This window comes from Sphingomonas mucosissima, from assembly GCF_002197665.1.
Lineage (GTDB): Bacteria > Pseudomonadota > Alphaproteobacteria > Sphingomonadales > Sphingomonadaceae > Sphingomonas > Sphingomonas mucosissima.
Window position 1 is genome coordinate 184,785 of record NZ_NBBJ01000004.1, and the last position, 22,443, is coordinate 207,227.

Below are 22,443 nucleotides of genomic sequence, written 5' to 3' on the forward strand. Positions count from 1 at the left end.
GCGGGGACGACGAGTTTGCGTTACCCCCGGAGCGTCGCGCCCAGCTTGCCGGCGGCGGCGACGACCTTGTCGGCGATCGCCTTCAACTCGGCTTCGACGAACGCCTTGTCGCCCGGTTGGAGCACGACCTCGACCGCCATCGAGGTTTCGCCGTCCTTGGTGAAGACGTCGAACACGCGGGCTGAGACGATCGCGGCCTTGTCCGCGCCCTTCACCGCGCGCGCCAGCGCGTCGGCGGCAACGCCGTCGGGCACCAGGAAGGCGAAGTCGCGGCGGACGGCCTGGAGCGCGGGCGGCGTATAGGCCGGGCGCATGAAAACGGCGGAACGTTTGGCGGGAATCGCATCGAGGTACAGCTCCACCGCAGCGACGCCGGCGTTGAGATCGAACGCGCGGGTGACATTGGGGTGGAGGATGCCGAAGGCGGCGAGCACCGTCTTTGGCCCCAGCCGCAGCGTGCCCGACTGACCGGGATGCCAAGCCTCGCCCGCTTCCCCGAACACCTGCAGGTTATCGACCGGCGCGCCGGCGGCGGCGAGCAGTGCCAGCGCCTCTGCCTTGGCGTCAAACGCGTCGAAGCCTTGCGCCTTGCCCGACTGCCAGCCGCGCACACGGCGCTCACCGGCGAGGACGAGGCTGAGCGTCGGGCGCTCCTTGTCGGCGAGATAGCGGCGGCCGATCTCGAACAGGCGGATCGTGCCGGCACCGCGCCGCACGTTGCGCGCGGCGGCGGAGAGCAGCCCCGGCAGCAGCGACGGGCGCATGACCTTCAGGTCCTCGCTGATCGGATTGGCGAGCGTGAAGGCACCGCCACCGAACGGCGCGGCCTCGCCTTCCGAGATGAAGCTCCACGTCACCGCTTCGTCGAGGCCGCGCGCGGCGGCGGCGCGGCGGACGCGGCGTTCCAGCTTCTGCTCCGGCGTGGCGGTGGGCGTGGCGACACCCGGCGCGCGCGGCAGCGGAACCGAGGGGATATTGTCGATCCCCTCGATGCGGATCACTTCCTCGACCAGATCGGCAGTGCCGTCGATATCGCGGCGCCACGTCGGCGGGATCACCTGCCAATCGTCGCTGACGGTGAAGCCGAGCGACAGGAGGATCGCGCGCTGCCGCTCCGGCGCGACGGCGAGGCCGCCGAGCGTTTCGGCGCGGGCCGGATCATAGGCATAGCTGCGCGTGCCCAGCGGCGGCTCACCGGCGCGGGTGATTCCGGTCGGCTGACCACCGCACAGGTCGAGCACGAGGCGCGTTGCAATCGCGAGGCCATCGTCGAGAAACGCCGGATCGACGCCGCGTTCGAACCGCTGGCGCGCATCGCTCGTCAGCATCAGCTTCTGGCCGGTGCGGGCGATATGCTCGGGATCGAAATAGGCGCATTCGATGACGACGTCGTTGGTCGTGTCGGATACGCCAGATTCCTCGCCGCCCATGATGCCGCCGATGTCGTGGACATGGGCGTCATCGGCGATGACCGTCATCGTCTCATCGAGCGTGTAGGTCTTGCCGTTGAGCGCAAGGACCGTTTCACCCGCCTTCGCCTTGCGCGCGACGAGGCCGCCCGACAGCTTCGCCTTGTCATAGACGTGCAGCGGGCGGCCGAGATCGACGGTGATGTAATTGGTGATGTCGACCAGCGCCGAAATCGGCTTCTGACCGATCGCGCGCAGACGCTTGGCGAGCCATTCGGGCGCCGCGCCGTTGCTGACGCCGTTCACGCCCTGCGCGAAGAAAGCCGGGCAGCCGGCGGGGTCGTCGGTGCGCACGTCGGGGCCGGGGCCTTCGCCCGCAACCGGCTCCACCGTCAGCGGCTTCAGCGTGCCAAGGCCCGCGGCGGCGAGATCGCGGGCGATGCCGCGCACGCCCATGCAATCCTGCCGATTGGGGGTGATCGACACGTCGATGACGGGATCGTTGAGGCCCGCCCATTCGGCATAGGTGGCGCCGACCGGCGCATCGACGGGCAGTTCGATGATGCCGTCATGATCGTCGCCCAGCTCCAGCTCGCGGGTCGAGCACATCATGCCGTTCGATTCGACGCCGCGGATCGCCGCGACCTTCAGCACCATGCCGTTGGCCGGGACGGTCGCGCCGGGCATGCCGAACACGCCGACGAGGCCCGCACGGGCGTTGGGCGCGCCGCAGACGACCTGCAGCGGGCCCCCTCCGTTCACATCGGCGCCGGCATCGACCGACAGCACCTGGAGTTTGTCAGCCTGCGGGTGGCGCTCGGCCGTCAGCACCTTGGCGATGCGGAAGGCGGCGAGCTTCTCGCCGGGGTTCTCGACCCCCTCGACCTCGAGCCCGATGCGGGTGAGGCCGACGAGAATGTCGTCGAGCGACGCGTCGGTCGCGAGGTGTTCCTTGAGCCAGGAAAGGGTGAATTTCATGGGTTTCTCAATCCGTCGCCCCGGCCGAAGTGGGGGTCTTGTGAGCTATCGTAGGTCGTGTGGTCGCCAAGGTCACGCCGTCACCCCGGACTTGATCCGGGGTCCATCGCGCCGCGAACGCATCGAGGTCGGTGTGCGCGGAACCATGGATCCCGGATCAAGTCCGGGATGACGTGGTGAAGTAAGGCGCCGTCGCGGTTCAAGCCTCAGCGTGCCGATCACGCCGTGCCGACGCCGCCCGACAAGGTCGGGACGTCGAGGGCGGAGAAGCCATAGTGCTTGAGCCAGCGGATATCGCCGTCGAAGAAGGCGCGCAGATCGTCCATGCCGTATTTCAGCATGGCGAGGCGATCGATGCCGCACCCAAAGGCGAAGCCCTGCCATTCGTCTGGATCGAGCCCGCAGGCGGCGATCACCTTGGGGTGGACCATGCCGCTGCCCAGCACTTCCATCCAGCCGCCGTTGGGCACGTCACCGCCGCCGCCGATCACGCGCTTGCCCTTTTGCAGCGTGTAGCCGACGTCGACCTCCGCCGAGGGTTCGGTGAAGGGGAAGTAGCTGGGGCGCAAACGCAGCACGATGTCGTCGCGCTCGAAGAAGGCCTTGAGGAACGTTTCGAGGGTCCACTTGAGGTGGCCCATCGTGATGCCCTTGTCGATCACCAGCCCTTCGACCTGGTGGAACATCGGCGTGTGCGTGGCGTCGCTGTCGCTGCGATAGGTGCGGCCGGGTGCGATGATGCGGATCGGCGGCTTGTTCGCCAGCATGGTGCGAATTTGCACCGGCGACGTGTGCGTGCGCAGCAGGCGGGGCCGCTCGCGATCCTCGGGCACGTGATCGCCGGCGAGGTAAAACGTATCATGCATCGCGCGCGCCGGATGCGTTTCCGGAATGTTGAGCGCGGTGAAATTGTGCCAGTCGGTCTCCATCTCCGGGCCGGTGGCGACCGCAAAGCCGAGATCGGCGAAGATTTCCGCCAGTTCGTCCATCACCTGGCTGACCGGGTGGATCGTGCCCGCGAGCGGCGCATCGACCGGCAGCGTCATGTCGATCCGCTCGGCGGCGAGCTTCGCCTCGAGCGCCGCGGCTTCGAGCGCGGCCTTGCGGCTGGCGATGGCATTGGTGACGGCCTCACGCAGGCCGTGGATCGCCGGGCCCTGGACCTGGCGCTCCTCGGGGCTGAGTCCACCCATGGATTTCAGCAGCGCGGTGACGCAGCCCTGCTTGCCTAGCGCCTCCACACGCACCGTTTCCAGCGCCTCCAGCCCCGCCGCGGCCTCGATCGCGGTGAGGAGGTGAATCTTCAGGTCGTCAGTCTCGGTCATGCTTTCCCGTTCCGTCGTCATTTGCACCCGACCAGTCTTCGTCGTCCCGGGCTTGTTCCGGGATTCACCGTGCTGCGCATCCCACGCTTTTCGCTCCTGCGGCACCCTGGATGCCGGGACAAGCCCGGCATGACGGTTGCGCGGCGAAGACGGCGGTTTCGCCGGACACGCAAAAGGCGCGGGTGTTGCCACCCACGCCTTTTGTGTCGCTTCAGGTTCGAACTCGCCAGCCCGTCAGACGGAACCGCGTCGCGGCTCCGCTGCCCGGCCTGGCGAAATCCTGATCTAGCTTGTGCTAGATCAGGCGGTCGCTGCGGCCGGCAGCGCGTTCTTCACCTGAGCGATCAGCGCGGTAAACGCTTCGCCTTCGTGCATCGCGATGTCGGCGAGGACCTTGCGGTCCAGGTCGATGTTGGCGAGCTTCAGGCCGTGCATGAACTGGCTGTACGTCAGGCCCTCGGCGCGGACGCCGGCGTTGATGCGCTGGATCCACAGGCCGCGGAAGGTGCGCTTCTTCACCTTGCGGTCGCGATACGCATACTGGCCGGCCTTTTCGACCGCCTGCCGCGCGACGCGGATCGTGTTCTTCCGGCGACCGCGGTAACCCTTGGCCTGTTCCAGAATGTTCTTGTGCTTGGCGCGTGTGGTTACGCCCCGCTTGATGCGTGCCATGTGCTAGTTCCTCTCGCTCAACGCAGGCCGTACGGCGCCCAGGCCTTCACCGTGGCGGTGTCGGCCTTCGACAGCACCTTGGTGCCGCGGTTCTGGCGGATGTACTTGCTGTTGTGGCTGATGAGGCGGTGGCGCTTGCCGGCAACGCCGTGCTTGAGCAGGCCGGAAGCGGTGAGCTTGAAGCGCTTCTTGACGCCGCTCTTGGTCTTGAGCTTGGGCATTTTGGTCCTTTCAGTTCGAGCGAGACTGGAACCGCCGCGGCAGCCCTGATGGCCGGGCGATTCTTTACACCTCGCTTGGAAGAAGCGGGGCGCATAGCGGCGGGCGGCGGCAAATGCAACCAATACGCCGGCCGAACGATTCGCCGGGATGGACCAGGCGAGTGAGCGTAACGATCAGCCCGCGGCCGCCACCCGGGCACCGGACCCGGCGCCGCAATCAGCGCCCGATTCCGCACAGGCGCGGCGGCGGCGGTTCATCCGCAACACGATCATCGCCATCCTTGCGGTGCCGGCGCTGATCTGGCTGGTGCTGTTCATCACCAAGGGACGGTTCCTGAAGGGGCCGTTCGAATCGATCGTCGGCCGGATGACCAACCGCGAGGTGCGCGTCGGCGGCGACTTCCAGCTCTATTTCGCGCCGCTCCGCATCAAATTCTATGCCGAGCGCTTCACCATCGCGAACCCGGCCTGGGCGACGCGCCCGTATCTGTTCCGCGCCGACCGGATCGACACCCGCTTCGCCCCCTTGTCACTGCTGTTCGGCAAGCGGCGGCTCTATTGGCTCGATCTGCAGAACGGCGCCGCGGACCTCGAATGGAACGCCGAACACAGCACCAACACCTGGACGTTCAGCGAGAAGAAGGGCGGCAAGCCGCTGGAGTTTCCGCGCATCGATGTCGCGACGGTGCGGGGCACGACGGTGCGCTATCTCGATCCCCGCATGCGGCTGCTCGCAGACCTCGGGATCGAGGATATCCGGTCGCAAGATGCGCAGATCGGGAAGTCGGTGCGCGTCGCCGGCACTGGCCGCATCCGCGACACGCCGTTCCGGGTCGCCGCGCAATTGCTGTCGCCCGACGCGACGGTGAACCGCGGCGAGAACAAGCTGACGGCGCGCGCCTGGGCGGCGAACAATGTGGTCGACGTGTCGGGCACCCTTCCCTCGCTCGCCGAGATCGAGAAGGTGCCGTTGCAGACGCGGGCGCGCGGCCGTGACTTGTCCGAACTGCTGGGCATCATCGGCGTCGTGCTGCCTGAGACGCGGCGCTATGCGCTGAAGGGCCGGATGGTGAAGGATGGCGAGGTCTATCGCTTCACCAACATCGCCGGCACCGTGGGCGAAAGCGACGTTGCGGGGCGGCTGACCGTTACCAACGGGGAGCGGCTGCACCTCGATTCGGCGATCCGTACGCGCAGCCTCGATATCGTCGATGCCTCCGTGCTGGTCGGCTACAATCCCGACATCGTGGAAAAGCAGGGTGCGGTGGCCGCGGCGGCGGCGACGGGCCGGGGACCACAGCGGCTCCTGCCCGACGACGACCTGCCCGTGGAGCGGATGCGCACCTTTGACGCCGATCTCGTCTGGACGGTGGATCAGGTGAAGTCGCGCCGCGTGCCGATCTCGAACATGGAGCTGACGCTCGATCTCGATCGCGGCCGCCTGGCGCTTTCACCGTTCAGCTTCGCCATGGCGCGCGGCAATGTCTCCACCGATATCGTCTTCGACACGCGACAGCGGCCGAGCGCAGTCAAATACGACCTTCGCCTCGCGCCAACGCCGATGGGGCGACTCTTCGCGGGGTGGGGCGTCGAGGACTCGGGCACGACGGGCACGATCAAGGGGCGTGTGCAGCTGAGCGGTCGCGGCGATTCGATTGCCGATTCGCTGGCGACGTCGAGCGGGCGGATCGCCTTCATCATGCCGCAGGGCACGCTGTGGACGCGCAACGTTCAGCTCGCCGAGCTCGATATCGGCACCTTTGTGCAGAAGATGTTCGCTGGCAAGCTCAAGAAGCCGGTCGAAATCAACTGCGGCCTCGTCGCCTTCTCGGTGCGCGGCGGCATCGCGGCGGCTGACCCGATCCTTATCGACACGAAGAAGAACGTGATCCTGGGGCGCGGCGGCTTCAGCTTCCGCACGGAGGCGCTCGACCTCGCGATCCGCGCCGACGCCAAGAAGTTCAGCCTATTCTCCGGCCAGTCGCCGGTCGGCGTCGGCGGCCATTTCGCCGCGCCGTCGATCGACGTGATCAGCCCGCAGCTGATCGGCCGTGCCGGCATTGGCCTCGGGCTTGCCGTGGCGGCGACGCCGGTGGCCGGCATCCTGGCGTTCGTGGACATTGGTGATGCGAAGTCGGCGGCCTGCGGCCCGGTGCTGTCGGGCGCCAGCGCCGCGGCGCAACGCACCAGCAAGGGCGAGAAGCGCGACGACGTGGGCAGCGGCACGACGGCGAAGGACGAAAAGGGCAAGGACAAGCCCGGCAAGGAACAGCGCAAGAAGTTCCTGGGGATTTTTTGATCCAGGCGGCCGATTACATCATGTCACGAACTACATGATGTCGACCAAGGGGCGGCCGGCGCTCTGCTCTAGGATGGCACGGCCCTGACGATTGCCCTGTTCTTCCACCCGGCGCCATTCCGCCTTTGTCTTGCAGACGCGCTCCTTGCGCACCAACGAGCCCGTAATCTCGATCTTGCGGCAAATCCGCTCGGCAGCGGGGAGCGGCGATGCGCCCGCCGCCGCCGCCGCCACTTGGAGCGTCAGCCCCGAGAACGGGATCAAATGCGCGTACCCCTATTCGGCTGCCGGAGCACGGGCGAGCGCCATCTTTCTGGCCGCGCCCGACTCGCCGACGAACAATCGTTACTGACCGGTGGGGCGCCCCGTGCTGAAATCCACGATGGCGCGCGCACGGCTATTGCCGTTTTCGTCAGCATTGCGCCATTCGAGCTTCGTCTTGCAGACCTTTTCCCTGCGCGCGACGTAACCCGTCACTTCGATCCGGCGGCAGATCAACCCATCATTACCCGTCGATGCGGCAGCAGGAGTCGGCGCTGCCGACGTTTGAAGCAAGATAGCCAGCGCAACAGAAATTCCCGACATTTCTCGTCCCCCATTCGGTCCGTTATGTTCACCCCTGTTGAGGAGAACCGGATAGATCATCTACCATGCCGCAATATTCAGCGACAATAGACTGTTCTTCGCTGGATAGATGCGGATTCCACACGTCGAAAATGAGCACGGCGCGTAACTGATCGCTGTCATTCCATGCTTCATGCTCGATGGTATCGTCAAAGGCGAAGGGCTTGCCAAGAATCCATTCGCGCCTTTCCCCGCCGACGCGGAAACCGCAGCCCGGCGGCACGATCAGCGGCAGATGCACGATCGCGCGCGTGTTCGTGACGCCGGTATGCGGCGGGATGCGCGTATGCGGCTTCAGCATGGAGAAGAACGCGCTTGGCGCCCGCCCCGGAATGCGCGCACCAGGCAATCGCGCCAAGGCCGCGGCAGTCCTGGGGCATCGCTCCAGCACCGGCGTATTGGGTCGGCCATATTCCCACAGGAAGCACGCGCCCCAATCGAGATTGTGGTTGAGCGGATCCCACTGGCTGCCCGACACGCCCTTTTCCATGCGGACATAAGGGATCAGCTCTTCACCCGGATCGGCGATCAGCGCCTCCAGCTCGCCGCGTATTGCCGCAGTCTCGGCCGCCAATTGATCAAACCACGTGAAGTGATGATCATCAAAGAACTCGTCGGCGGGAAGGAACGGATAATGAAGTCCCGCGCAAACATTGGGATAGATGCGGCGGTTGCCAAGCGAGTGTTCGATGAACGCCTGCGCGCGCCGGCGGCTGGCCTGCCCGAACGCGTCGTAACGCGGCTCCAGCGCCTGGCGGATCGGCGTGGCCAGCGCCGCCCCCTGGACCGCGCAATAATCACGCGCGTGCGCGAGCAGGTGGCTCAGCTCCTCGCTTGGATTGGTGACCTGCTCCCCAAGCTGGATCACGCCGGACCAGCGCAGCATCGCCTCGCGCCGATCGCCCGCGCGCTCGAACCATTGGGCTAGCCGCACCAGCGCGGGCAGATCGCGCGCATCAACACCCAGTGCGCCTTCGAGCGCCGCGCGCTCGCCCGCCGCGTCGCCGGCCAGCCGGCGCGCATGCGCAAGATTGCGCCATAGGCTGCCCGCCGCCGGATCGAGCGCCACCGCCTCTGCGAACCATTGCTGCGCCAGCGCGAGATCACCGTCACGCAGCGCGGCAAGACCACGGGCATTAGCTTCTTGAGAGGTCAGCGACATGACATCTTCCTATGACGCGACCCGAACATTGGGAAGACTATGCCGCACCCGCGAATAGCGGCTAAGACCAACTCATGTATTCCGGCAACACTTTCGACCCGGCCGATCCGCAGTGGCTGGCGCACCGCTACGAGCCCGGACGCGATCAGCTGCTGTATCGCTTCGTGCCGCGGGCCATGCATCAGGACGGGCCGTTCCTCACCGACGAGCTGGTGGGCGAGCAGCCGAGCCAGGTGCTGGATCGGGAAGCAGGCATTGCAGCGGCGGCGACGCATGGCGCACCGCTTCACTTCATCTTCCATTCCGCCTTTTGCGCCTCCACCCTGCTGGTGCGTGCGCTGGATCTGCCGGGGGCGGCCATGGGGCTTTCAGAGCCGGTGCTCCTCAACGATGTAACCGGTATCCGTCGGCGGGGAGAGCGCCAGGGCGCCGACCTCGCGCGCCTGCTGGATCATTCAATGACGCTCCTGGCGCGGCGCTGGGGGCCGGGCGAAAGCGTGATCGTCAAGCCATCGAACATCCTGTGCGGGCTGCAGCGGCCAATGCTGGCGCTGCGCCCGAATGCGCGGGCCGTGCTGCTCCACGCACCGCTCGGCACCTTTCTGGCCTCGGTCGCGCGCAAGGGGCTCTGGTGCCGATTGTGGGTGCGCGAGCTGCTCGAAGGGCTGCTGCGCGACGGGCTCGTGGATCTTGGCTTCGAGCCGAACGACTTTTTCCGGATGAGCGATCTGCAAGTCGCCGCCGTGGGCTGGCTTGCCCAGCACCGGCAGTTCGCGCTGCTGGTGGAGCACTTCCCCGATCGGGTTCGAACGATGGATTCCGAGCAGCTGATGGCAGATCCGGCGGGCGCCATCGGCGCGGCGGGAGCATGGTTCGGCCTAGCCGCGACGGTCGCTGACGAGCATCTCGCCATGACGCGTCACAGCAAATCAGGCACGCCGTTTTCTCCAGCCGATCGAGCAAGCGAGCAAGCGGCCGCGTTTGCGGCGCACGGCGACGAGATCGAAAAGGTGGTGGCCTGGGCCGCAGTGATCGCGGAGCGCGCGAACGTCGACATGGTGCTGAAGGCGCCGCTGCTGCCCTGACGGGATGCGCGCGCGCCACGGCTACGCGGAATAATGATCAAAGGCGGCGAGCGCCTGCGCACCGTTATTGAACGCGTCAACAAAGCCGCTGCCGGTATGCCGCGAACAAAAAAAGGGCGGGCACAAAGCCCGCCCTTTTCTCTGGTTGTGAAGCGCGCGCTTAGAAGCGGATCTTCGCGGCCATCACGTAACGGCGACCGATCGTGTCGTAGGTCGACGGGAAGGTATTACCGCTGTTGAACGTGGTCGAACCAGCCTCACCACCGACCAGCGGCGGCTCGATGTCGAACAGGTTCTGGATACCAACGGTGAACGTCAGGTTCTCCGACACGTTGATGCGGCTGGTCAGGTCGAAATAGTCCTTCGCGCCGACGCGGTTGAAGTTGACCTGCTCACCCGCCAGCACGCCTGCCGTTGCCGGCAGCGTACCTTGGAAGATGGCACGTGACGCGGTGGTGAAGCCACGAGCGGCGAAGTCGTCGGCCGCGCCTTCATACCGGGTGCCTCCGATGTGGCGCCACAGCAGCGACACGTCCACGCCCTCGATCGTCGCGGTGCCGCGCACCGTCCACTGCCACTCAGGAATCGGCTGACCGCAGTTCGCCGAATAGTAGCCGACGCAATCGCGGACGTAGCTGCCGGGCACGGCTTGGAACTTTGATTCGTCGGTCCACGTCAGCGTGCCCGCGAGGCTGAGCTTCGCAAAGCCAATGTCGTGCGCATAGTTCGCCGTGACGTCGACGCCACTAGTCTTCAGCATGCCGAGGTTCGACTGCGTCAGGAACAGACCAGGCGTGGTGTTCGGATCACCGTTCAGACCGCCGGTGAGCGGATCACGACGGATCACCGTGCAGTTCGGGTCAGTGGCCGCACCCGCAGGCGGGCTGCCTGCATTCGCACCAAAGCAAGAAGTGATCGCGTCGCCCGGCGTGGGCTGCGTGATCGCGCCTTTAACCTTGATGTTGAAGTAGTCGACAGAGATCGACAGACGCGGCACGAAGGTCGGCTGGAAGACGACACCGGCGATCCAGCTCGTGCCCACTTCCGGCTGAAGCAACAGGTTGCCGCCGCCGGTGGAGTTGGCCTGACCCGAAATCGGCTGCGCGATCGAGTCAATGGTCGCGGCAGTAGCGCCCTGTGCAAGACAGACTGCCCGCAGGTTGCCGGTCGGGTTCGGACGGATACGTGCGCCATTGTCGTTGAAGGTCGCGCAGGGATCGTCCTGCAGATTGGTGAGGCCCGTGACCACCGGCGAGAACAACTCGGCAATGTTCGGGGCGCGCACCGCGCGTGCATAGTTACCGCGGAACTTCAGCCCGTTCACCGGTGTCCAGCTACCGGCCACCTTCCAGGTGGTGGTGTTGAAGCCCGGATCGCCGGCTGCATCGATCGTGTAGCTGGAATAGCGGATGCCACCCTCAACCGTCAGATCCTGGAAGAACGGACGGTTCTGGATCAGCGGAACGATCAGTTCGCCGATGGCTTCGTATACGTCATAGCTGCCGTCGACGTTCGGCTGCGGGCCACCTGCGCCGCCCAGGTCGCCACCGGAAGCGAGCGTGTCGGAGCGCCGCGAGGCACCATACTTCCGGTACTCGCCGCCAACAGCGAACGAAATCGGGTTTTCGGAGATCGGGCTCGATACGCCAAAGTCACCGCTGATCGTGCCGCGAGCCTGCGCGAGCGTGGTGCGGGTGAGAACCGTTGAGGTCTCGTTGAGGAAGTCAATCGCGGCAGGAGTCCATGTCGCGTTGTTTTCCGGGCCGAACCAGTTGATCGGGACGCAGCCAGCGGCCGTGCCTGCGAAGCAGCTGCTAACGTTATTCGCCAGGAAGCTGTCACGGACGCGGGTATTCAGGGTGTAGCCCTGGATAGCCTGCAGGTTTTCGGATTCGCCGTACGAACCGAAGACATCCCAGTCGATCGTTTCCGTGATCGCACCGCGGGCACCAAGACGATAATCGAAGAACTGGGTCGTATATTCGCTGACGCGGGGCCCCACCTCAGTCGCACGACGGAACAGCGCACTGGTGACCGTCCGGTACCCAGCGGCGCCCGGCGTGAGCGCGGGATTCGCAGCGGCAGCGCAATCCGCCGCCGAGATGTTGTTCGCGCCGCAGAACGTGTTGCGCAGACCGTCGGTCAGGAACGGGTTGTTGAGTGGAATACCAACGGCGAAGCCAAAGGAGCCTGACGGTGCGATGATGGTCTCAACGGTGTTCTTCGAGAAGATGCCACGTGTGTAGACTTCAACGTCGTCGCTGACTTGATAATTTGCGGCACCGTAGATGTTGAAGCGCTCAAACGGCGTCTGATAAACGTTGAACGGGTTGAAGTTGAACGCCGTGAACGCATTCCCGGGGACAAAAGCGGTACCGGTTGCATTGACCTGACGCGTGCCCTGACCTGGCAGCGAGAAGCGCGACGGAACCGCCGTGCCCGAACCGCCGCCGCCGCCGGTTGCGGAGCTGAGCGCGAGAACACCAAAGTCGCGATCGCCCTGATAGAGAGGGTCTGCTTCCTGGTAGCCGATGCTGAACACGGCATTGCCGCGGCCATCATCGAAGTTCGCACCGATCGTCAGGTCGACGCGGAAGACGTTGGCATCGCCGCGCTCGCTGATCTGCTGCGAGGCATTGGCTTCCAGGCCGGCGAAGTCACGGCGGGTGATGAAGTTGATCACGCCCGAAACCGCGTCCGCGCCGTAGGTGGTCGAAGCACCACCGGTCAGCACGTCGACGCGGTCAACGAGCGCGAGCGGGATGTTGTTAAGGTCGAAGCGGCCGTTCAGTTCGGCCGGCACCAGGCGAACGCCGTCGAGCAGGACAACGTTGCGGTTCGAACCAAGGTTGCGGAGGTTGGCGAACGACGCACCGCCGTTGCCGTTGTTCACAGCCGAACCAATCGACGGGGTGATGCCCGGCAGTTCGCGCAGCAGGCCTTCGGCCGTGTTCGACTGACGCAAGTCAATTTCGTCGGCGCCGACGACCTTCACCGGGGTCGCCTGAACGAGGTTCGGGTTCTTGATCAGCGTACCGGTGACGACGATGTCGCCGGTCGACGTTTCGGACGTGTCAGCACCTTCCTGGGTGACGACGCCCGGTGCGGGTGCACCCGGGGTGACGGTCGAGTCGACCTGCTGAGCGGACGCCGAGCCGGCGGCCATGACGGCGCCGACGAACAGCGTCGTCGTCAACAAGCGCGAGCGAAAAGTTGTGCGCATGTGTGTTTCCCTTTTGATGCCCCGGTTGACCCCGGTTTATCGGCTTGCCCTAATGTGCGATCGACCCGAGACCGACCCACATATTGCATTGGGCTAATCAGCAATTCACCAGCCTGCAATCTCCACCCCACGCAACTGCAACATTGCGGCGGGAGTGTAACAGGAAGGCAACACTTTCCTGTCTGCCTTGTTCGCGTTCGCGACACTCTCTATCGCTGGGGCTGGTTTAGGGAGACAATAAATGGCGCAGTTGCGGCGATTGGCGGCGAGCACCGCCGCGGTGGCGATGATGGGCGCGGCCGGCGCTGCCAGTGCGCAGGCGCAGGACCGCGCGGGCAGCCGAGTGCTTCAGTCCTTCTCGCAATGCCGGGCGATCACGGTGGCCGATCAGCGGCTTGCGTGCTTCGACAAGGCAGCGGCGGCGCTGGAGCAAGCTGTTCAGTCGAAGGAGGTCCGCATCCTGGACAGGGAGGACGTGCAGCGTACCCGGCGCTCGCTGTTCGGCTTTCAGCTTCCGCGCTTGGGGCTGTTCAACGAGGGCGATGAGGAAGCGAAGAAACAGGAGTTCACCGAGATCAACACCACCGTGGCTTCGGCGCGCCAGGTGCAGAACGGGCGGGTCGAGATCCGGCTCACTGGCGAAGACGATGCCGTGTGGCAGACCACCGAGTCGATGACCTTTCCGCCAAAGGCGGGCGACAAGATCCGCATCCGTAAGGGCGCGATCGGCAATTACTTCATCAACGTCGGTGGCCGCAGCGTGCGCGGCATGCGCGTGCGCTGACCCGAACTAGGCGAGCGCACGCGCGCTCGCCTAGTTCGGTGCTGCCGAGAGGGTTGGCAACACGGCGGAGCGGATCGCCTGCTCGATCCGCTGCGCGTAATAGTCGAAGCCGATTTCCGGCGGGTGGACGTTATCAGCCGCGACGTAGAAGCCGGCGTTCGCGCTTCCCGCGGGCACGCCGGCGGCATTGTTCCAGCCGCCCAGCACCCAGGGCGGCGCCGCGCCACAGATCGGCACAAAGAAGGTGAGCGGATCGCCATGCTGCGCCACCGCTGCGGCAATGGCCGCCTCGGTCGCCCCGGCGCCCGCCAGGTTGATCGACGGCACGCCCACCACGACCACCGGCGCCGGCGTACCGGCGCGAATGGTGCGGAGCGCCGCCAGTGTGGCGGCCTGCACCGCGGCGGGCGCATAGCTGACGTCATTGGTCGAGCCCATCAGCAGCATCACGTCGGGAGAGAGCGACAGCGCGTGCGGCACGCGCTGCCCGTACGTCACGAACCCCGATGCCGAGGGATTGCAATAGCCGGTTCCCCCGACCGAGAGGTTCCAGCAGTCGCGCCAGCCGAGCCGTTTGGCGAGCAGCTGTGCGATCGATCCGCCCGCAAGCCAGGGGCCGTAGCTCGAGCCGGCGTTGTAGCTATCACCGATCACGACCATGCGGGGGGCGCCGCCGCCAGCTGCGCTCACGATCGCGGACGCGCTTGTTTGAACGCCGCCGAAATAGGACGCGCTTTTCCCGGTTTCGAGCTCGTAATGGCGCAAACGGCGGCCGGTGCTTGCCGACCAGTCGATCACCAGCCAGTGGTCCTGCCCTCCTGCCACGTGGCTACCCGGCATCAGATAACGACCATCGACGATCACCCGGACCTGCGCCGAGCCGGCGGGAATGAATAGCGCCACCTTGTCGCCATCGCAGGCGAACGAAACGGACGCGCCCGCGCACATCGGCATGCCTGCCTTCGCTTCGAAGCTCGCCAGTGACCAGAAATTGGTGCGCAGCGGTGATGCGGCGCCGCCGCGCACGGCATAGGCGCCGGGATGGGTGATCGGCGCCCAGGTCGCACCAAGCGCAGGGTTGCTTGTGGCGGTGGTGACCACCGGCGCGCCATCCGCCGGGTCGGCAGCCCGGACGCCGCCGAGGAACGTCCAGTAAAGCGAACTACTGCCATCGGCGACATATTGCCCGCTGGCCGTTGTGGTCGGCCCGCTGCCGGTCGCCGGTGCCGTGCCCGCAAGGCCGCACATGTACCAACTGCCGCCATGTGCCACCACCTGCCCGACAACATAAGCAGTGCCAGGCGCATAAGCCGGCGCGGCAAGCCAAGGGCGACGGACGACAGGGTTTCGGCCGGCAGCGGCTTCAGCCGCGCGTAGCAGGCGATCGTGCCGCCCGATGGCAGCAATGGCGTCACGGGTGCGTGCGGCCATGCCGCGCGCCAGAAGATCCGCGCCGCTCATTGCGCCACCCGATAGGCCAGCGTGCCACCAAACAGCGTTGCCGAGAGGTAATAGCGTGCGCCCGCCTCGCCTTCATCTGCCACGACTTCATTGGCGTTCGCGGTGAACCGGCCCCAGCGCGCGCCGCCCGCCGTCAATGGAAGGGCGGTCGCAGCGCCATCCGCCGAGCGGAGCAGCTCTACCGTGCCCGACCAGTCGCCCGTCAGCGTGAGCCGGATCGACCGCTCGAGTTCGGGAACGAAGGGGCCGGCCAAGCCGCTGGCCGCCAATGTTCCGGTAAGCGGGATCGATGCCGCCGGTTTCCGCACAGCGCGGACCGGCAAGGGATTATCGTCGTGAACCGCCACCGCCGGCGCGTCCACCGCCCCGAACGCCATCGCATATTGCGGCACATATCCCGCTGGTACTTCCACTTCCGCCACTATCGTCACTCCTGTTTGTTCCTTGTATGTTCTACAGGGGCGGCAGGATGTAGGACAGCCCGGTCAGGCGATCTCGCGCTCGATCAGCAGGCGCAGGCTGTCGGCTGCGCGATCGATGTGGAAGCGGGCGGTGAAACAGGCGCGCGCGGCGCGGCGCATGGCGAGCCGCTGCTCGGGGTCGCAATCGAGGAAGCGCGTCAGCAGATCGATCGTCCCGAGCAGTGTGTCGGGCGCGACCAGGCCAGCGCCATCTGCCGCCACCTCGCGCCAGATCGCGACCTGATCGCTGATGAGCACCGGCGTGCCTGCGGCTAGCGCCTCCGCCACGGCGATCCCGAAATTTTCTTGGTGTGACGGCAGCACAAAGGCGCTGGCGGCGCGCAGCGCGCCCGATTTCGAAGTGCCGGTGAGCATGCCGGGGAAATGGATGCGGGCCGCTAAGCCGGCACGCTGCGCGGCGCTGCGCAGACCGGCGACCAGACCCACGTCGTCGGGGCCGGCGATCACCAGATCAAGCGACGGGTCGCGAGCCGCCACCGCGGCAAAGGCCTGGACCAGCAAGTCGCAGCCTTTCTTCGGGTGTATCCTGCCGAGGAACAGCAGGAACGGGCGGTCGCCCAGCGCCGGCACGGCTTGGCGAAACGCCTCGATGTCGCCGCCGTCGCTCCTCAGGTCGGCGGTGCCGTAATTCACCACCGCACTGCGGAGCCGATATGGCCGGAATGCGCCTTCGGCCCGCCGGCGCTCCTCCTCGCTGGTGAAGAGCACGGCGCGCGCGCCGGCCAGCAACGGCCCCTCCGCCCACCACCAGCTCGCCTGCTTGGCGACATGCTTGAGCGGCGCCGCACGGCGAAACCAGGGATCGAGCATGCCGTGCGGAAACACGAAATAGGGAGGCGCCTTGCCTGCCAATGCCTGCGCGGCCCCGCGCGCCGCGTAACGCCACAGGCCGGAGACGATCACCGCGTCATAGTTGCCCGCGTGAGCCCGCAGCCATGGGATCATCTCGCGCGCGTAGCGATACCGATCCAGTGGCCCCAGCCCGCGCGGCGGCCCAAGCGCGGTGATCGTACCTGGATAGTCGGCAAGGTGCCGCTCGCCTGGCGGATCAAGGGTCAGCATGTCCTGCCGATGCCCCTGGTTGGCCCAGATCTCCCCTACCCTGCGGGCGCCCTCGATCGGGCCACCGGTGCGCGGGTCAGCGCTCGTGATGATGCGAAGAATGCGAGTCATGCCGGCGGCGCGATCGGCAAACCGCTAAGCGCGGCGAGGCGCGCCAGACGCTCTTCGCGTGATCGGCAGGCCGCCAGCTCACCCTCCCACTCGGCGACCTTGGCGGCGACGAGGAAGCGGTACCAGAAGCCCTGGAGCAGATGGTAGATCAGGCCCGCCCGCCCATCGAGAAAGCCGCGTTGGCAGACGTATCGGTACAGGAAGTAGCCGGCCGGGCCTGCCCATAGCGGCAGGTGATCGTAAATCCTGGTCTTGATGATCCGCTTGCGTCTTGCCTGGCCCGTCAGCGCGGCGGGCGTTGCATTGAATAGCGCATGGCGTGCGGCGAGCACCTCGATCGCTTCCCGCGTGGCATAGCCGTTGTGCTTGGCGGTGAAGAAGGTCAGGTCGCCGCCATTGGCATCGGCGAAGCCGCCAACAAGCCTGATCGTCCTGCCACGATCCACGACGACATGCTCGTCCATCCACCGCTGCTCCACCCGGCCGGCACCGGTTCGCCAAAGGCGCAGCAGCCAGAGCGGGTAGCGCCCGCCGTGACGGATCCAGCGGCCCATGAAGATATGCTTGCGGTTCAGGGTGATCCCGGTGACGTCCGCGTCCAGCCTCGGCAAAGTCTGCGCAATCGCACGCGCCAGATCCGGCTCAATCAGTTCATCGGCATCAAGCCGCAGCGTCCAGCCGGTGGTGATGCCGCCGTGGTCGAGCGCCCATTGCAGCTGGGCGGCGTGGCTGGTGAAGGAACGTTGCAATATCCGCGCGCCGGCTGCCTCGGCCATGGCGACGGTGTTATCGGTGGAAAAGCTATCGACCACCAGCACTTCGCGCGCGACGTCCCGCACGCTGGCGATGGCGCGGCTGATGTGATGCGCTTCGTTGAAGGTGAGGATCACAGCCGTGAGGTCCGGCTTCTCCGCTGGTTGCGACGCTTCTGGCAGCGGGGCGCCGCGCATCACGCCGCCTCATCGAAGCGAATGCGGCGTTCGCGCAGGATCGCCGCCGGGTTGCCACCATAGACCGTCCAGGGCGCAAGATCGCGCATGGCGCAGCCGCGGGCGCCCAGCACGGCGCCCTCGCCCAGGCTTACCCCAGGGCCCACGAACGCCTCCGCGGCAACCCACGCGCGGGCACCGATGGTGATCGGCCGGGCGTGAAGCTGGAACGCCGCGTCCTCGATATCATGGGTGCCGGCGCACAGATGCGCGCGCTGCGAGATGATTGCATGCGGCCCAATCGTGATGCGCCCCATGGAATAAAGGAGCGCGCCGGGCCCGATCGCGGCGTGATCCCCGATGACGAGGTTGGCCGGAGACCAGACCCGGACGCTGCCATACACATTCGCGGTTCGCGCCACCCGTGCGCCGAACAGCCGCAGCAGCAAGCGACGCCATCCGCGCAGCTGGGGCGGGGTCCAGCGCGCGAGGAGCAGCCAGGTGACGCCCCACACCAGGCGATACAGTCGATTACTGAGCGCAAAGCTCGGCCCGCCCTCCCACGCGCGGGTGGCCCGCCCATCAAGCGGCTGCAACATCGCACGCTGACATTGTTTTCTCCCCCGATCACAAGGCTAGGCGATCCGCGACAGCCCCGCAACGCAGTGTATCGACGGGCAGCCATTGTGCCGGTACGTCGGGACTGGGGAAAAACGGGGGGGGGGCGCGTTCGCCGATGGGATCGCTTGGCTGGCCCTATCTGCTCGCCTTGGTGCTTCTGGCCTGTGCGCAGCTGTTTCTTGGTGCCAGCCTCTGGGTTCTGAGCGTTCTTCTATTCATCGCCGCCGCCGCCCTGGTTCCGCTCACCCGCCACAATTGGCGCGTGTCGGACGCGCTTTACGCGATCATGACGGTTTATTTCGGCTCGGGCGCATTGTTGGTGAAGACACTGGCGGGGCAGCCGGTTCACACCAATCTGGACGTACCGGATCTTTCCGCGGGTTATCTGCTCCTCGGCTTCTGCTCGATCACCCTCGGCTACGTCTTGAGCCATGCCGTTCGCGGATCTTCGCGCGCGGCGGAACAGTTGCGCGCGATGACGAGCCACGCGCCCAATCTCGTCCGTTTCGCCGTGCCGACGTTCTTGGCGGGGGCCGTGTTCCTGTTTCTACAAACCCAGTTTCGCCCGATTGCCGTGCAGGGCGGGTTCGAGCCTGGCGGTTTTGGCGGTTTCGGCACCTTCTACCCTCTACTGCCGCTTGGCACGGCCATGCAGGCGGCGCTTGTCGCGGGGCACCCGCGCGAACGGCGTCATCGTCTCGTTCTGGGCATCATGATGCTGATCGTCCTGGCGCTCACATTGGCCGACAATACGAAGCGGACGTTGTTCGACTGCCTGTTCGTGATCGCGCTCGTCTTCCTGGTGCATGGGGCGCGCGTTCGCCTGCGCTGGGTCATTCCCGCCGTGGTGAGCGCCGCATTCTTGCTGGCGCTGGTGATGCCTGCGGTCCAGATCGTTCGCACCATGGCCGACGTGCGCAGCACCGCCCGGATCGGTGCCACATGGCAGGTGATGCGCGATGCGGGCTTTGATCCCGTTCGCCTTACGGCAGAAGCCGATCGCATCGCCACGGGGCACCAATTGGCGTGGCGCGACAGCTATATCTTCCCGCTCGCCTGGAACACCGAGCGCTTCACCATGATCCAGCCGATCGACCTGGTCGCCCGCGGCCTCGATGAATATGGGACGATGGGCGGCGCGGACCTGTGGCGCGATCCGGCGGAGACGCTGCTGCCGGGATTCCTGATCGACAAGACCCTGGCCAATGCGCCGGATCGGATCGCCTGGCATTATGGCTTTCGGACGAACGGCTCGATTGCCCGGCCCGTCGTGGGGCTGATCGCAAGCAGCCTTGCGGCCTTTGGCCTGGCTGGCGTGCTGCTGCTGCCGATGCTCGCAACCAGCCTGTCGTTTCTGGCGCTGGATCTCCTGGGCGGGCGGCTGGCGGGAAATGTGTGGGGCGCGTTCCTACTCAGCGCCACCACGTTCCTCGCGGAGAAGGAGGTCAGCACGACGCTCTCCTTCTTTTGTCGCAGCTTTCCTTTCCTTCTGCTGGTGGCGACTGCGCTGCTGCTGATCGGCAGCGTGCGGCGCCCCCGACCCGTGCGGGTAATCCCGATCAACGGCATGCCGCTCTAGAGCAGCGCAGCCAGATTCCGCGTGAAGGCAGCGCCTGAGTAGAGCTCCTCGACTTTCCGGCGACCAGTCGCGCCCATACGGCTTGCCAGCGCGGGATCGCGCAGAAGCTGGCCAAATGCCGCGACGAGGGCGCGCCCGTCCTCCGGATCGACCGTGAATCCGTCCACACCGTCGGTGATCACCTCCCCGGCCCCGCCAAAGCGCGATCCGATCACCGGCAGCCCGCGCGCCCATGCCTCCAGATAGACGATGCCAAACCCCTCCTTGGAGGACGGCAGCGCGAATACACGCGCCTGGGCATAAGCGCGCGCCAGCGCCGCTTCGTCCACCGCGCCCGGCAGCTCCACCCGCTCCCCCACGCCGAGACTCGCGGCAAGATCGCGCAACTCTTGTCGCAACGGGCCATCACCGATGACCATCAGCCGGGCGCCGGACAAGAACGGCAAGGCGCGAACGAGCTTGTCGACATGCTTCTCGCGCTCGCCCGCACCCAGACGCGCGACGGCTAGGATCAGATCTCCCGACTCTTGCGCGGGCGGTTCGAGCAGGTCGACAGCATTGGGGAAGAGGACGAACTTGGCTTCGTCCAAGCCGAATGCGGCGGCCATTCTCTTCATCGAAAATCGGCTGACAACGGCCACCCGGTTCACGGCCAGACGGAGCAAGGCGCGCTCCCATCGACGCGCAGGGCGGTAGGCCGAATCACCCCATACTTCGATCCCATGGGCGAAGAGGACGACGCGCACACGGGGCCGCACCAGACGGATCAGCAGCGCCAGCGGCAGCAGGTTGATATGCCCGATCAGGACCACCTCGGCTCGCACCAGCGCGGCCAATGTCGTCGCGGCGAATCGGGCGCGCGGATCATCCGCCCGCATGGCCACTGCCGTGCGCCTGCCGAGAATTGCCAGCGAATCGATTACGCGACGATTGAACCGCTGGATGCCGCCATGCCCTTTTGCGGAAAGCCCGATGAACAGGATGGCCGGATAGAGGGCGTTATCGCGCACGATGACGCCCCGTGACGATGATCGCCGGGATCATCGCGGCGTGCGCCACCAGCAATGCGGCAGCGATTCCGCTGAGCCCGAACCCCTGGGTAAGCGGGCCAGCGGCAGCAAGCGTCACGGCGGACACGACCAGGAAGATCATCGTGATCCGCCCATGCCTGTTCACCGCCGCCACGGGCGTGAACAGGGCCGACCAAAGCATCTCCGCCGCCACCGCACCGACGAGCAACGGGAGGAACGGATAAGCCGGCTGAACCGCGCCGTGGGTCAACAGCGGCAACACCACTGGCGTGGCGAGGAGCACGGCCAGCGCGTATAGGCCTGTGAGGATCAGGGTCGCGCCAGCCTGCACCCGCAGGAGCCGCGCGGCTTGCTGATGATCGCCGCTGCCGGCGAGCGCGGCATATTCGCTCGTCACGCTGTTGTTGATCATGTTGATCGCCGCCATGCCGGCCCGCGCTACCGTGCGCGTGGTCGAGAAGATCACGGTCGCCACCGCGCCCATCACCCCGCCAACGATCAGGACGGGCGCCTGGATCAGCATCGCTTGCGCCATGGGCAAGAGCATATAGGCGAGCGCCGGTCGCCAGAGCGCCGCCAAGGTCGCGCGATCCGCATGGCTCATTCCCAGCCGCAGCCAGTGCGATACCCCCCGCAGCCAGCGATAAGCGGCAAGGAGCGAAAGCAGCCGCGCCGCCACGATCGCGGCGGCGGCGGCGACCAGGCCGCCTCCGGCCAAGGCGGTGCCGGCAACGGCAATGCCCTCGAGCAGCCTGGCGCTAGCCGCCCACATTGCCTCGCTGGCGGGCCGGTTCTCGGATCGGATCCCGGCGCAGACCAGGAGAAAGAATTGGTATAGAAGGACGTTCGTCACCAGGAGCAGCAAGACGGTGCGCGCCACGGCGCGGGGAATCGCATCGAGCCCGAGCCAGCGCGGCACATCGGCGAGGAAGATGACGGCCCCACTGCCCAGCAGCAGCAGCGGTGCGGCAACGCATAACAGCGCAAAGATGCTGTGGAAGATGCGCAGGGCCTCATCCCGCCGGTGCGCCGAGACAGCCATCACCATCGCGTTCTTGGCCACATAGGTGAAGCCGAAGTCACTGAACGTCAGGTAGAATGGCACGGCCGACAGCAGCAGCCATGCACCATAGGTTCGCGTGCCCCAGGCGTGGAGCAGCAGCGGCACCAATGCGATCTGCACGGCGACCGTGACGACCTGTCCATAGGCCTGCGCCGACAGGGTGCGCCCGAGACGCAGCGTTATGCCGCGATCAAGCGACCGGCCCATCAGTCCCCGCCCGGTCGCCATGCCGTTCGCTCCCCCTAATACCCCTGCCGCTAGCTGCGACCTTTGGATCGGCGGAGCAAGCTGCATTGTGCGGGCAAGTCTTTGGAACAACGGC

19 protein-coding genes are annotated in these 22,443 nt (G+C 66.3%); 4 read left to right on the plus strand and 15 right to left on the minus strand.

All coding sequences use genetic code 11. The features are described from left to right. Positions 1–20: 20 nt before the first annotated feature. The 4 genes from pheT to rpmI form a co-directional block, all read right to left on the minus strand. Positions 21–2,387 (minus strand): phenylalanine--tRNA ligase subunit beta, encoded by a 2,367-nt coding sequence (gene pheT / locus SPMU_RS12805; protein WP_088334298.1) that lies wholly within the window; start codon positions 2,385–2,387, stop codon positions 21–23. A gap of 218 nt (positions 2,388–2,605) precedes the next feature. Continuing rightward, a complete protein-coding gene (gene pheS / locus SPMU_RS12810; protein ID WP_088334413.1) occupies positions 2,606–3,712 on the minus strand; it encodes a phenylalanine--tRNA ligase subunit alpha in 1,107 nt (368 codons plus the stop codon). Positions 3,713–4,012: 300 nt separating this feature from the next. Then, positions 4,013–4,384 (minus strand): 50S ribosomal protein L20, encoded by a 372-nt coding sequence (gene rplT / locus SPMU_RS12815; RefSeq protein ID WP_088334299.1) that lies wholly within the window; start codon positions 4,382–4,384, stop codon positions 4,013–4,015. A gap of 17 nt (positions 4,385–4,401) precedes the next feature. Beyond that, positions 4,402–4,605, minus strand: coding sequence for a 50S ribosomal protein L35 (rpmI, locus tag SPMU_RS12820; protein ID WP_046407959.1), 204 nt, complete (start codon positions 4,603–4,605; stop codon positions 4,402–4,404). Positions 4,606–4,753: 148 nt separating this feature from the next. Between rpmI and SPMU_RS12825 the strand changes: the two genes are divergently transcribed. Continuing rightward, positions 4,754–6,904 (plus strand): AsmA family protein, encoded by a 2,151-nt coding sequence (locus SPMU_RS12825; RefSeq protein WP_088334300.1) that lies wholly within the window; start codon positions 4,754–4,756, stop codon positions 6,902–6,904. A 30-nt stretch (positions 6,905–6,934) separates the two neighbouring features. Here SPMU_RS12825 and SPMU_RS12830 read toward each other — a convergent pair whose 3' ends face one another. The 3 genes from SPMU_RS12830 to SPMU_RS12835 all read right to left on the minus strand — a co-directional run bounded on the left by SPMU_RS12830 (position 6,935) and on the right by SPMU_RS12835 (position 8,690). Beyond that, on the minus strand, positions 6,935–7,168 hold the full coding sequence (locus SPMU_RS12830; protein WP_088334301.1) for a hypothetical protein: 234 nt from the start codon (positions 7,166–7,168) through the stop codon (positions 6,935–6,937). Positions 7,169–7,249: 81 nt separating this feature from the next. Beyond that, the gene (locus SPMU_RS16725) at positions 7,250–7,549 is read right to left on the minus strand and encodes a hypothetical protein (RefSeq protein ID WP_140418474.1); all 300 of its coding nucleotides are present in this window, start codon (positions 7,547–7,549) and stop codon (positions 7,250–7,252) included. Beyond that, a complete protein-coding gene (locus SPMU_RS12835) occupies positions 7,518–8,690 on the minus strand; it encodes an aspartyl/asparaginyl beta-hydroxylase domain-containing protein (protein ID WP_088334302.1) in 1,173 nt (390 codons plus the stop codon). The genes SPMU_RS16725 and SPMU_RS12835 overlap by 32 nt, the downstream gene beginning before the upstream one ends. A gap of 74 nt (positions 8,691–8,764) precedes the next feature. On the opposite strand from SPMU_RS12835, the gene SPMU_RS12840 reads away from it, so the two are divergent. After that, positions 8,765–9,775, plus strand: a complete 1,011-nt coding sequence (locus SPMU_RS12840; protein ID WP_088334303.1) for a hypothetical protein — start codon at positions 8,765–8,767, stop codon at positions 9,773–9,775. Positions 9,776–9,935: 160 nt separating this feature from the next. Here the strand turns inward: SPMU_RS12840 and SPMU_RS12845 are convergent, their stop codons facing one another. Beyond that, a complete protein-coding gene (locus SPMU_RS12845) occupies positions 9,936–12,998 on the minus strand; it encodes a TonB-dependent receptor domain-containing protein (RefSeq protein WP_088334304.1) in 3,063 nt (1,020 codons plus the stop codon). 241 nt (positions 12,999–13,239) lie between these two features. Here SPMU_RS12845 and SPMU_RS12850 point away from each other — a divergent pair, with 241 nt between their 5' ends. Continuing rightward, positions 13,240–13,782: a hypothetical protein gene (locus SPMU_RS12850; RefSeq protein ID WP_088334305.1), complete on the plus strand. Its 543-nt coding sequence runs from the start codon at positions 13,240–13,242 to the stop codon at positions 13,780–13,782. A gap of 30 nt (positions 13,783–13,812) precedes the next feature. On the opposite strand, the gene SPMU_RS12855 is transcribed toward SPMU_RS12850, so the two are convergent. Genes SPMU_RS12855 through SPMU_RS12875 form a run of 5 tightly spaced genes read right to left on the minus strand, consistent with a single transcriptional unit; the run spans position 13,813 to position 18,426 of the window. Then, positions 13,813–15,243 (minus strand): GDSL-type esterase/lipase family protein, encoded by a 1,431-nt coding sequence (locus SPMU_RS12855; RefSeq protein ID WP_088334306.1) that lies wholly within the window; start codon positions 15,241–15,243, stop codon positions 13,813–13,815. After that, entirely contained in the window at positions 15,240–15,674 is a 435-nt protein-coding gene (locus SPMU_RS12860) for a hypothetical protein (RefSeq protein WP_140418475.1), read from the minus strand. Before SPMU_RS12860 ends, SPMU_RS12855 begins: the two co-directional genes overlap by 4 nt. 54 nt (positions 15,675–15,728) lie before the next feature. Continuing rightward, positions 15,729–16,898: a glycosyltransferase gene (locus tag SPMU_RS12865; protein ID WP_088334308.1), complete on the minus strand. Its 1,170-nt coding sequence runs from the start codon at positions 16,896–16,898 to the stop codon at positions 15,729–15,731. After that, positions 16,895–17,848, minus strand: a complete 954-nt coding sequence (locus SPMU_RS12870; protein WP_088334309.1) for a glycosyltransferase family 2 protein — start codon at positions 17,846–17,848, stop codon at positions 16,895–16,897. Before SPMU_RS12870 ends, SPMU_RS12865 begins: the two co-directional genes overlap by 4 nt. Continuing rightward, complete coding sequence (locus SPMU_RS12875) at positions 17,848–18,426, minus strand: putative colanic acid biosynthesis acetyltransferase (RefSeq protein WP_088334310.1); 579 nt, start codon at positions 18,424–18,426, stop codon at positions 17,848–17,850. Before SPMU_RS12875 ends, SPMU_RS12870 begins: the two co-directional genes overlap by 1 nt. Before the next feature lie 137 nt (positions 18,427–18,563). Between SPMU_RS12875 and SPMU_RS12880 the strand changes: the two genes are divergently transcribed. Beyond that, positions 18,564–20,027 carry a hypothetical protein gene (locus tag SPMU_RS12880; RefSeq protein ID WP_088334311.1) on the plus strand — a complete coding sequence of 488 codons (1,464 nt, stop codon included), beginning with the start codon at positions 18,564–18,566 and terminating at the stop codon, positions 20,025–20,027. Here the strand turns inward: SPMU_RS12880 and SPMU_RS12885 are convergent. Together SPMU_RS12885 and SPMU_RS12890 are read right to left on the minus strand one after the other, a co-directional pair. Beyond that, complete coding sequence (locus tag SPMU_RS12885; RefSeq protein ID WP_088334312.1) at positions 20,024–21,037, minus strand: glycosyltransferase family 4 protein; 1,014 nt, start codon at positions 21,035–21,037, stop codon at positions 20,024–20,026. The genes SPMU_RS12880 and SPMU_RS12885 overlap by 4 nt on opposite strands. Continuing rightward, entirely contained in the window at positions 21,027–22,349 is a 1,323-nt protein-coding gene (locus tag SPMU_RS12890) for a lipopolysaccharide biosynthesis protein (protein WP_088334313.1), read from the minus strand. Before SPMU_RS12890 ends, SPMU_RS12885 begins: the two co-directional genes overlap by 11 nt. Positions 22,350–22,443: the final 94 nt, after the last annotated feature.

Bases quoted from the DNA above. Each gene is read 5' to 3' on its own strand.
- SPMU_RS12865 (WP_088334308.1), bottom strand. From the start codon at position 16,898: ATGACTCGCATTCTTCGCATCATCACGAGCGCTGACCCGCGCACCGGT.
- SPMU_RS12890 (WP_088334313.1), bottom strand. From the start codon at position 22,349: ATGGCGACCGGGCGGGGACTGATGGGCCGGTCGCTTGATCGCGGCATA.
- SPMU_RS12880 (WP_088334311.1), top strand. From the start codon at position 18,564: ATGGGATCGCTTGGCTGGCCCTATCTGCTCGCCTTGGTGCTTCTGGCC.
- SPMU_RS12855 (WP_088334306.1), bottom strand. From the start codon at position 15,243: ATGAGCGGCGCGGATCTTCTGGCGCGCGGCATGGCCGCACGCACCCGT.
- SPMU_RS12825 (WP_088334300.1), top strand. From the start codon at position 4,754: ATGGACCAGGCGAGTGAGCGTAACGATCAGCCCGCGGCCGCCACCCGG.
- rpmI (WP_046407959.1), bottom strand. From the start codon at position 4,605: ATGCCCAAGCTCAAGACCAAGAGCGGCGTCAAGAAGCGCTTCAAGCTC.
- pheT (WP_088334298.1), bottom strand. From the start codon at position 2,387: ATGAAATTCACCCTTTCCTGGCTCAAGGAACACCTCGCGACCGACGCG.
- SPMU_RS12875 (WP_088334310.1), bottom strand. From the start codon at position 18,426: ATGTTGCAGCCGCTTGATGGGCGGGCCACCCGCGCGTGGGAGGGCGGG.
- SPMU_RS12835 (WP_088334302.1), bottom strand. From the start codon at position 8,690: ATGTCGCTGACCTCTCAAGAAGCTAATGCCCGTGGTCTTGCCGCGCTG.
- pheS (WP_088334413.1), bottom strand. From the start codon at position 3,712: ATGACCGAGACTGACGACCTGAAGATTCACCTCCTCACCGCGATCGAG.
- SPMU_RS12840 (WP_088334303.1), top strand. From the start codon at position 8,765: ATGTATTCCGGCAACACTTTCGACCCGGCCGATCCGCAGTGGCTGGCG.
- SPMU_RS12845 (WP_088334304.1), bottom strand. From the start codon at position 12,998: ATGCGCACAACTTTTCGCTCGCGCTTGTTGACGACGACGCTGTTCGTC.
- SPMU_RS12850 (WP_088334305.1), top strand. From the start codon at position 13,240: ATGGCGCAGTTGCGGCGATTGGCGGCGAGCACCGCCGCGGTGGCGATG.
- SPMU_RS12870 (WP_088334309.1), bottom strand. From the start codon at position 17,848: ATGCGCGGCGCCCCGCTGCCAGAAGCGTCGCAACCAGCGGAGAAGCCG.
- SPMU_RS16725 (WP_140418474.1), bottom strand. From the start codon at position 7,549: ATGATCTATCCGGTTCTCCTCAACAGGGGTGAACATAACGGACCGAAT.
- rplT (WP_088334299.1), bottom strand. From the start codon at position 4,384: ATGGCACGCATCAAGCGGGGCGTAACCACACGCGCCAAGCACAAGAAC.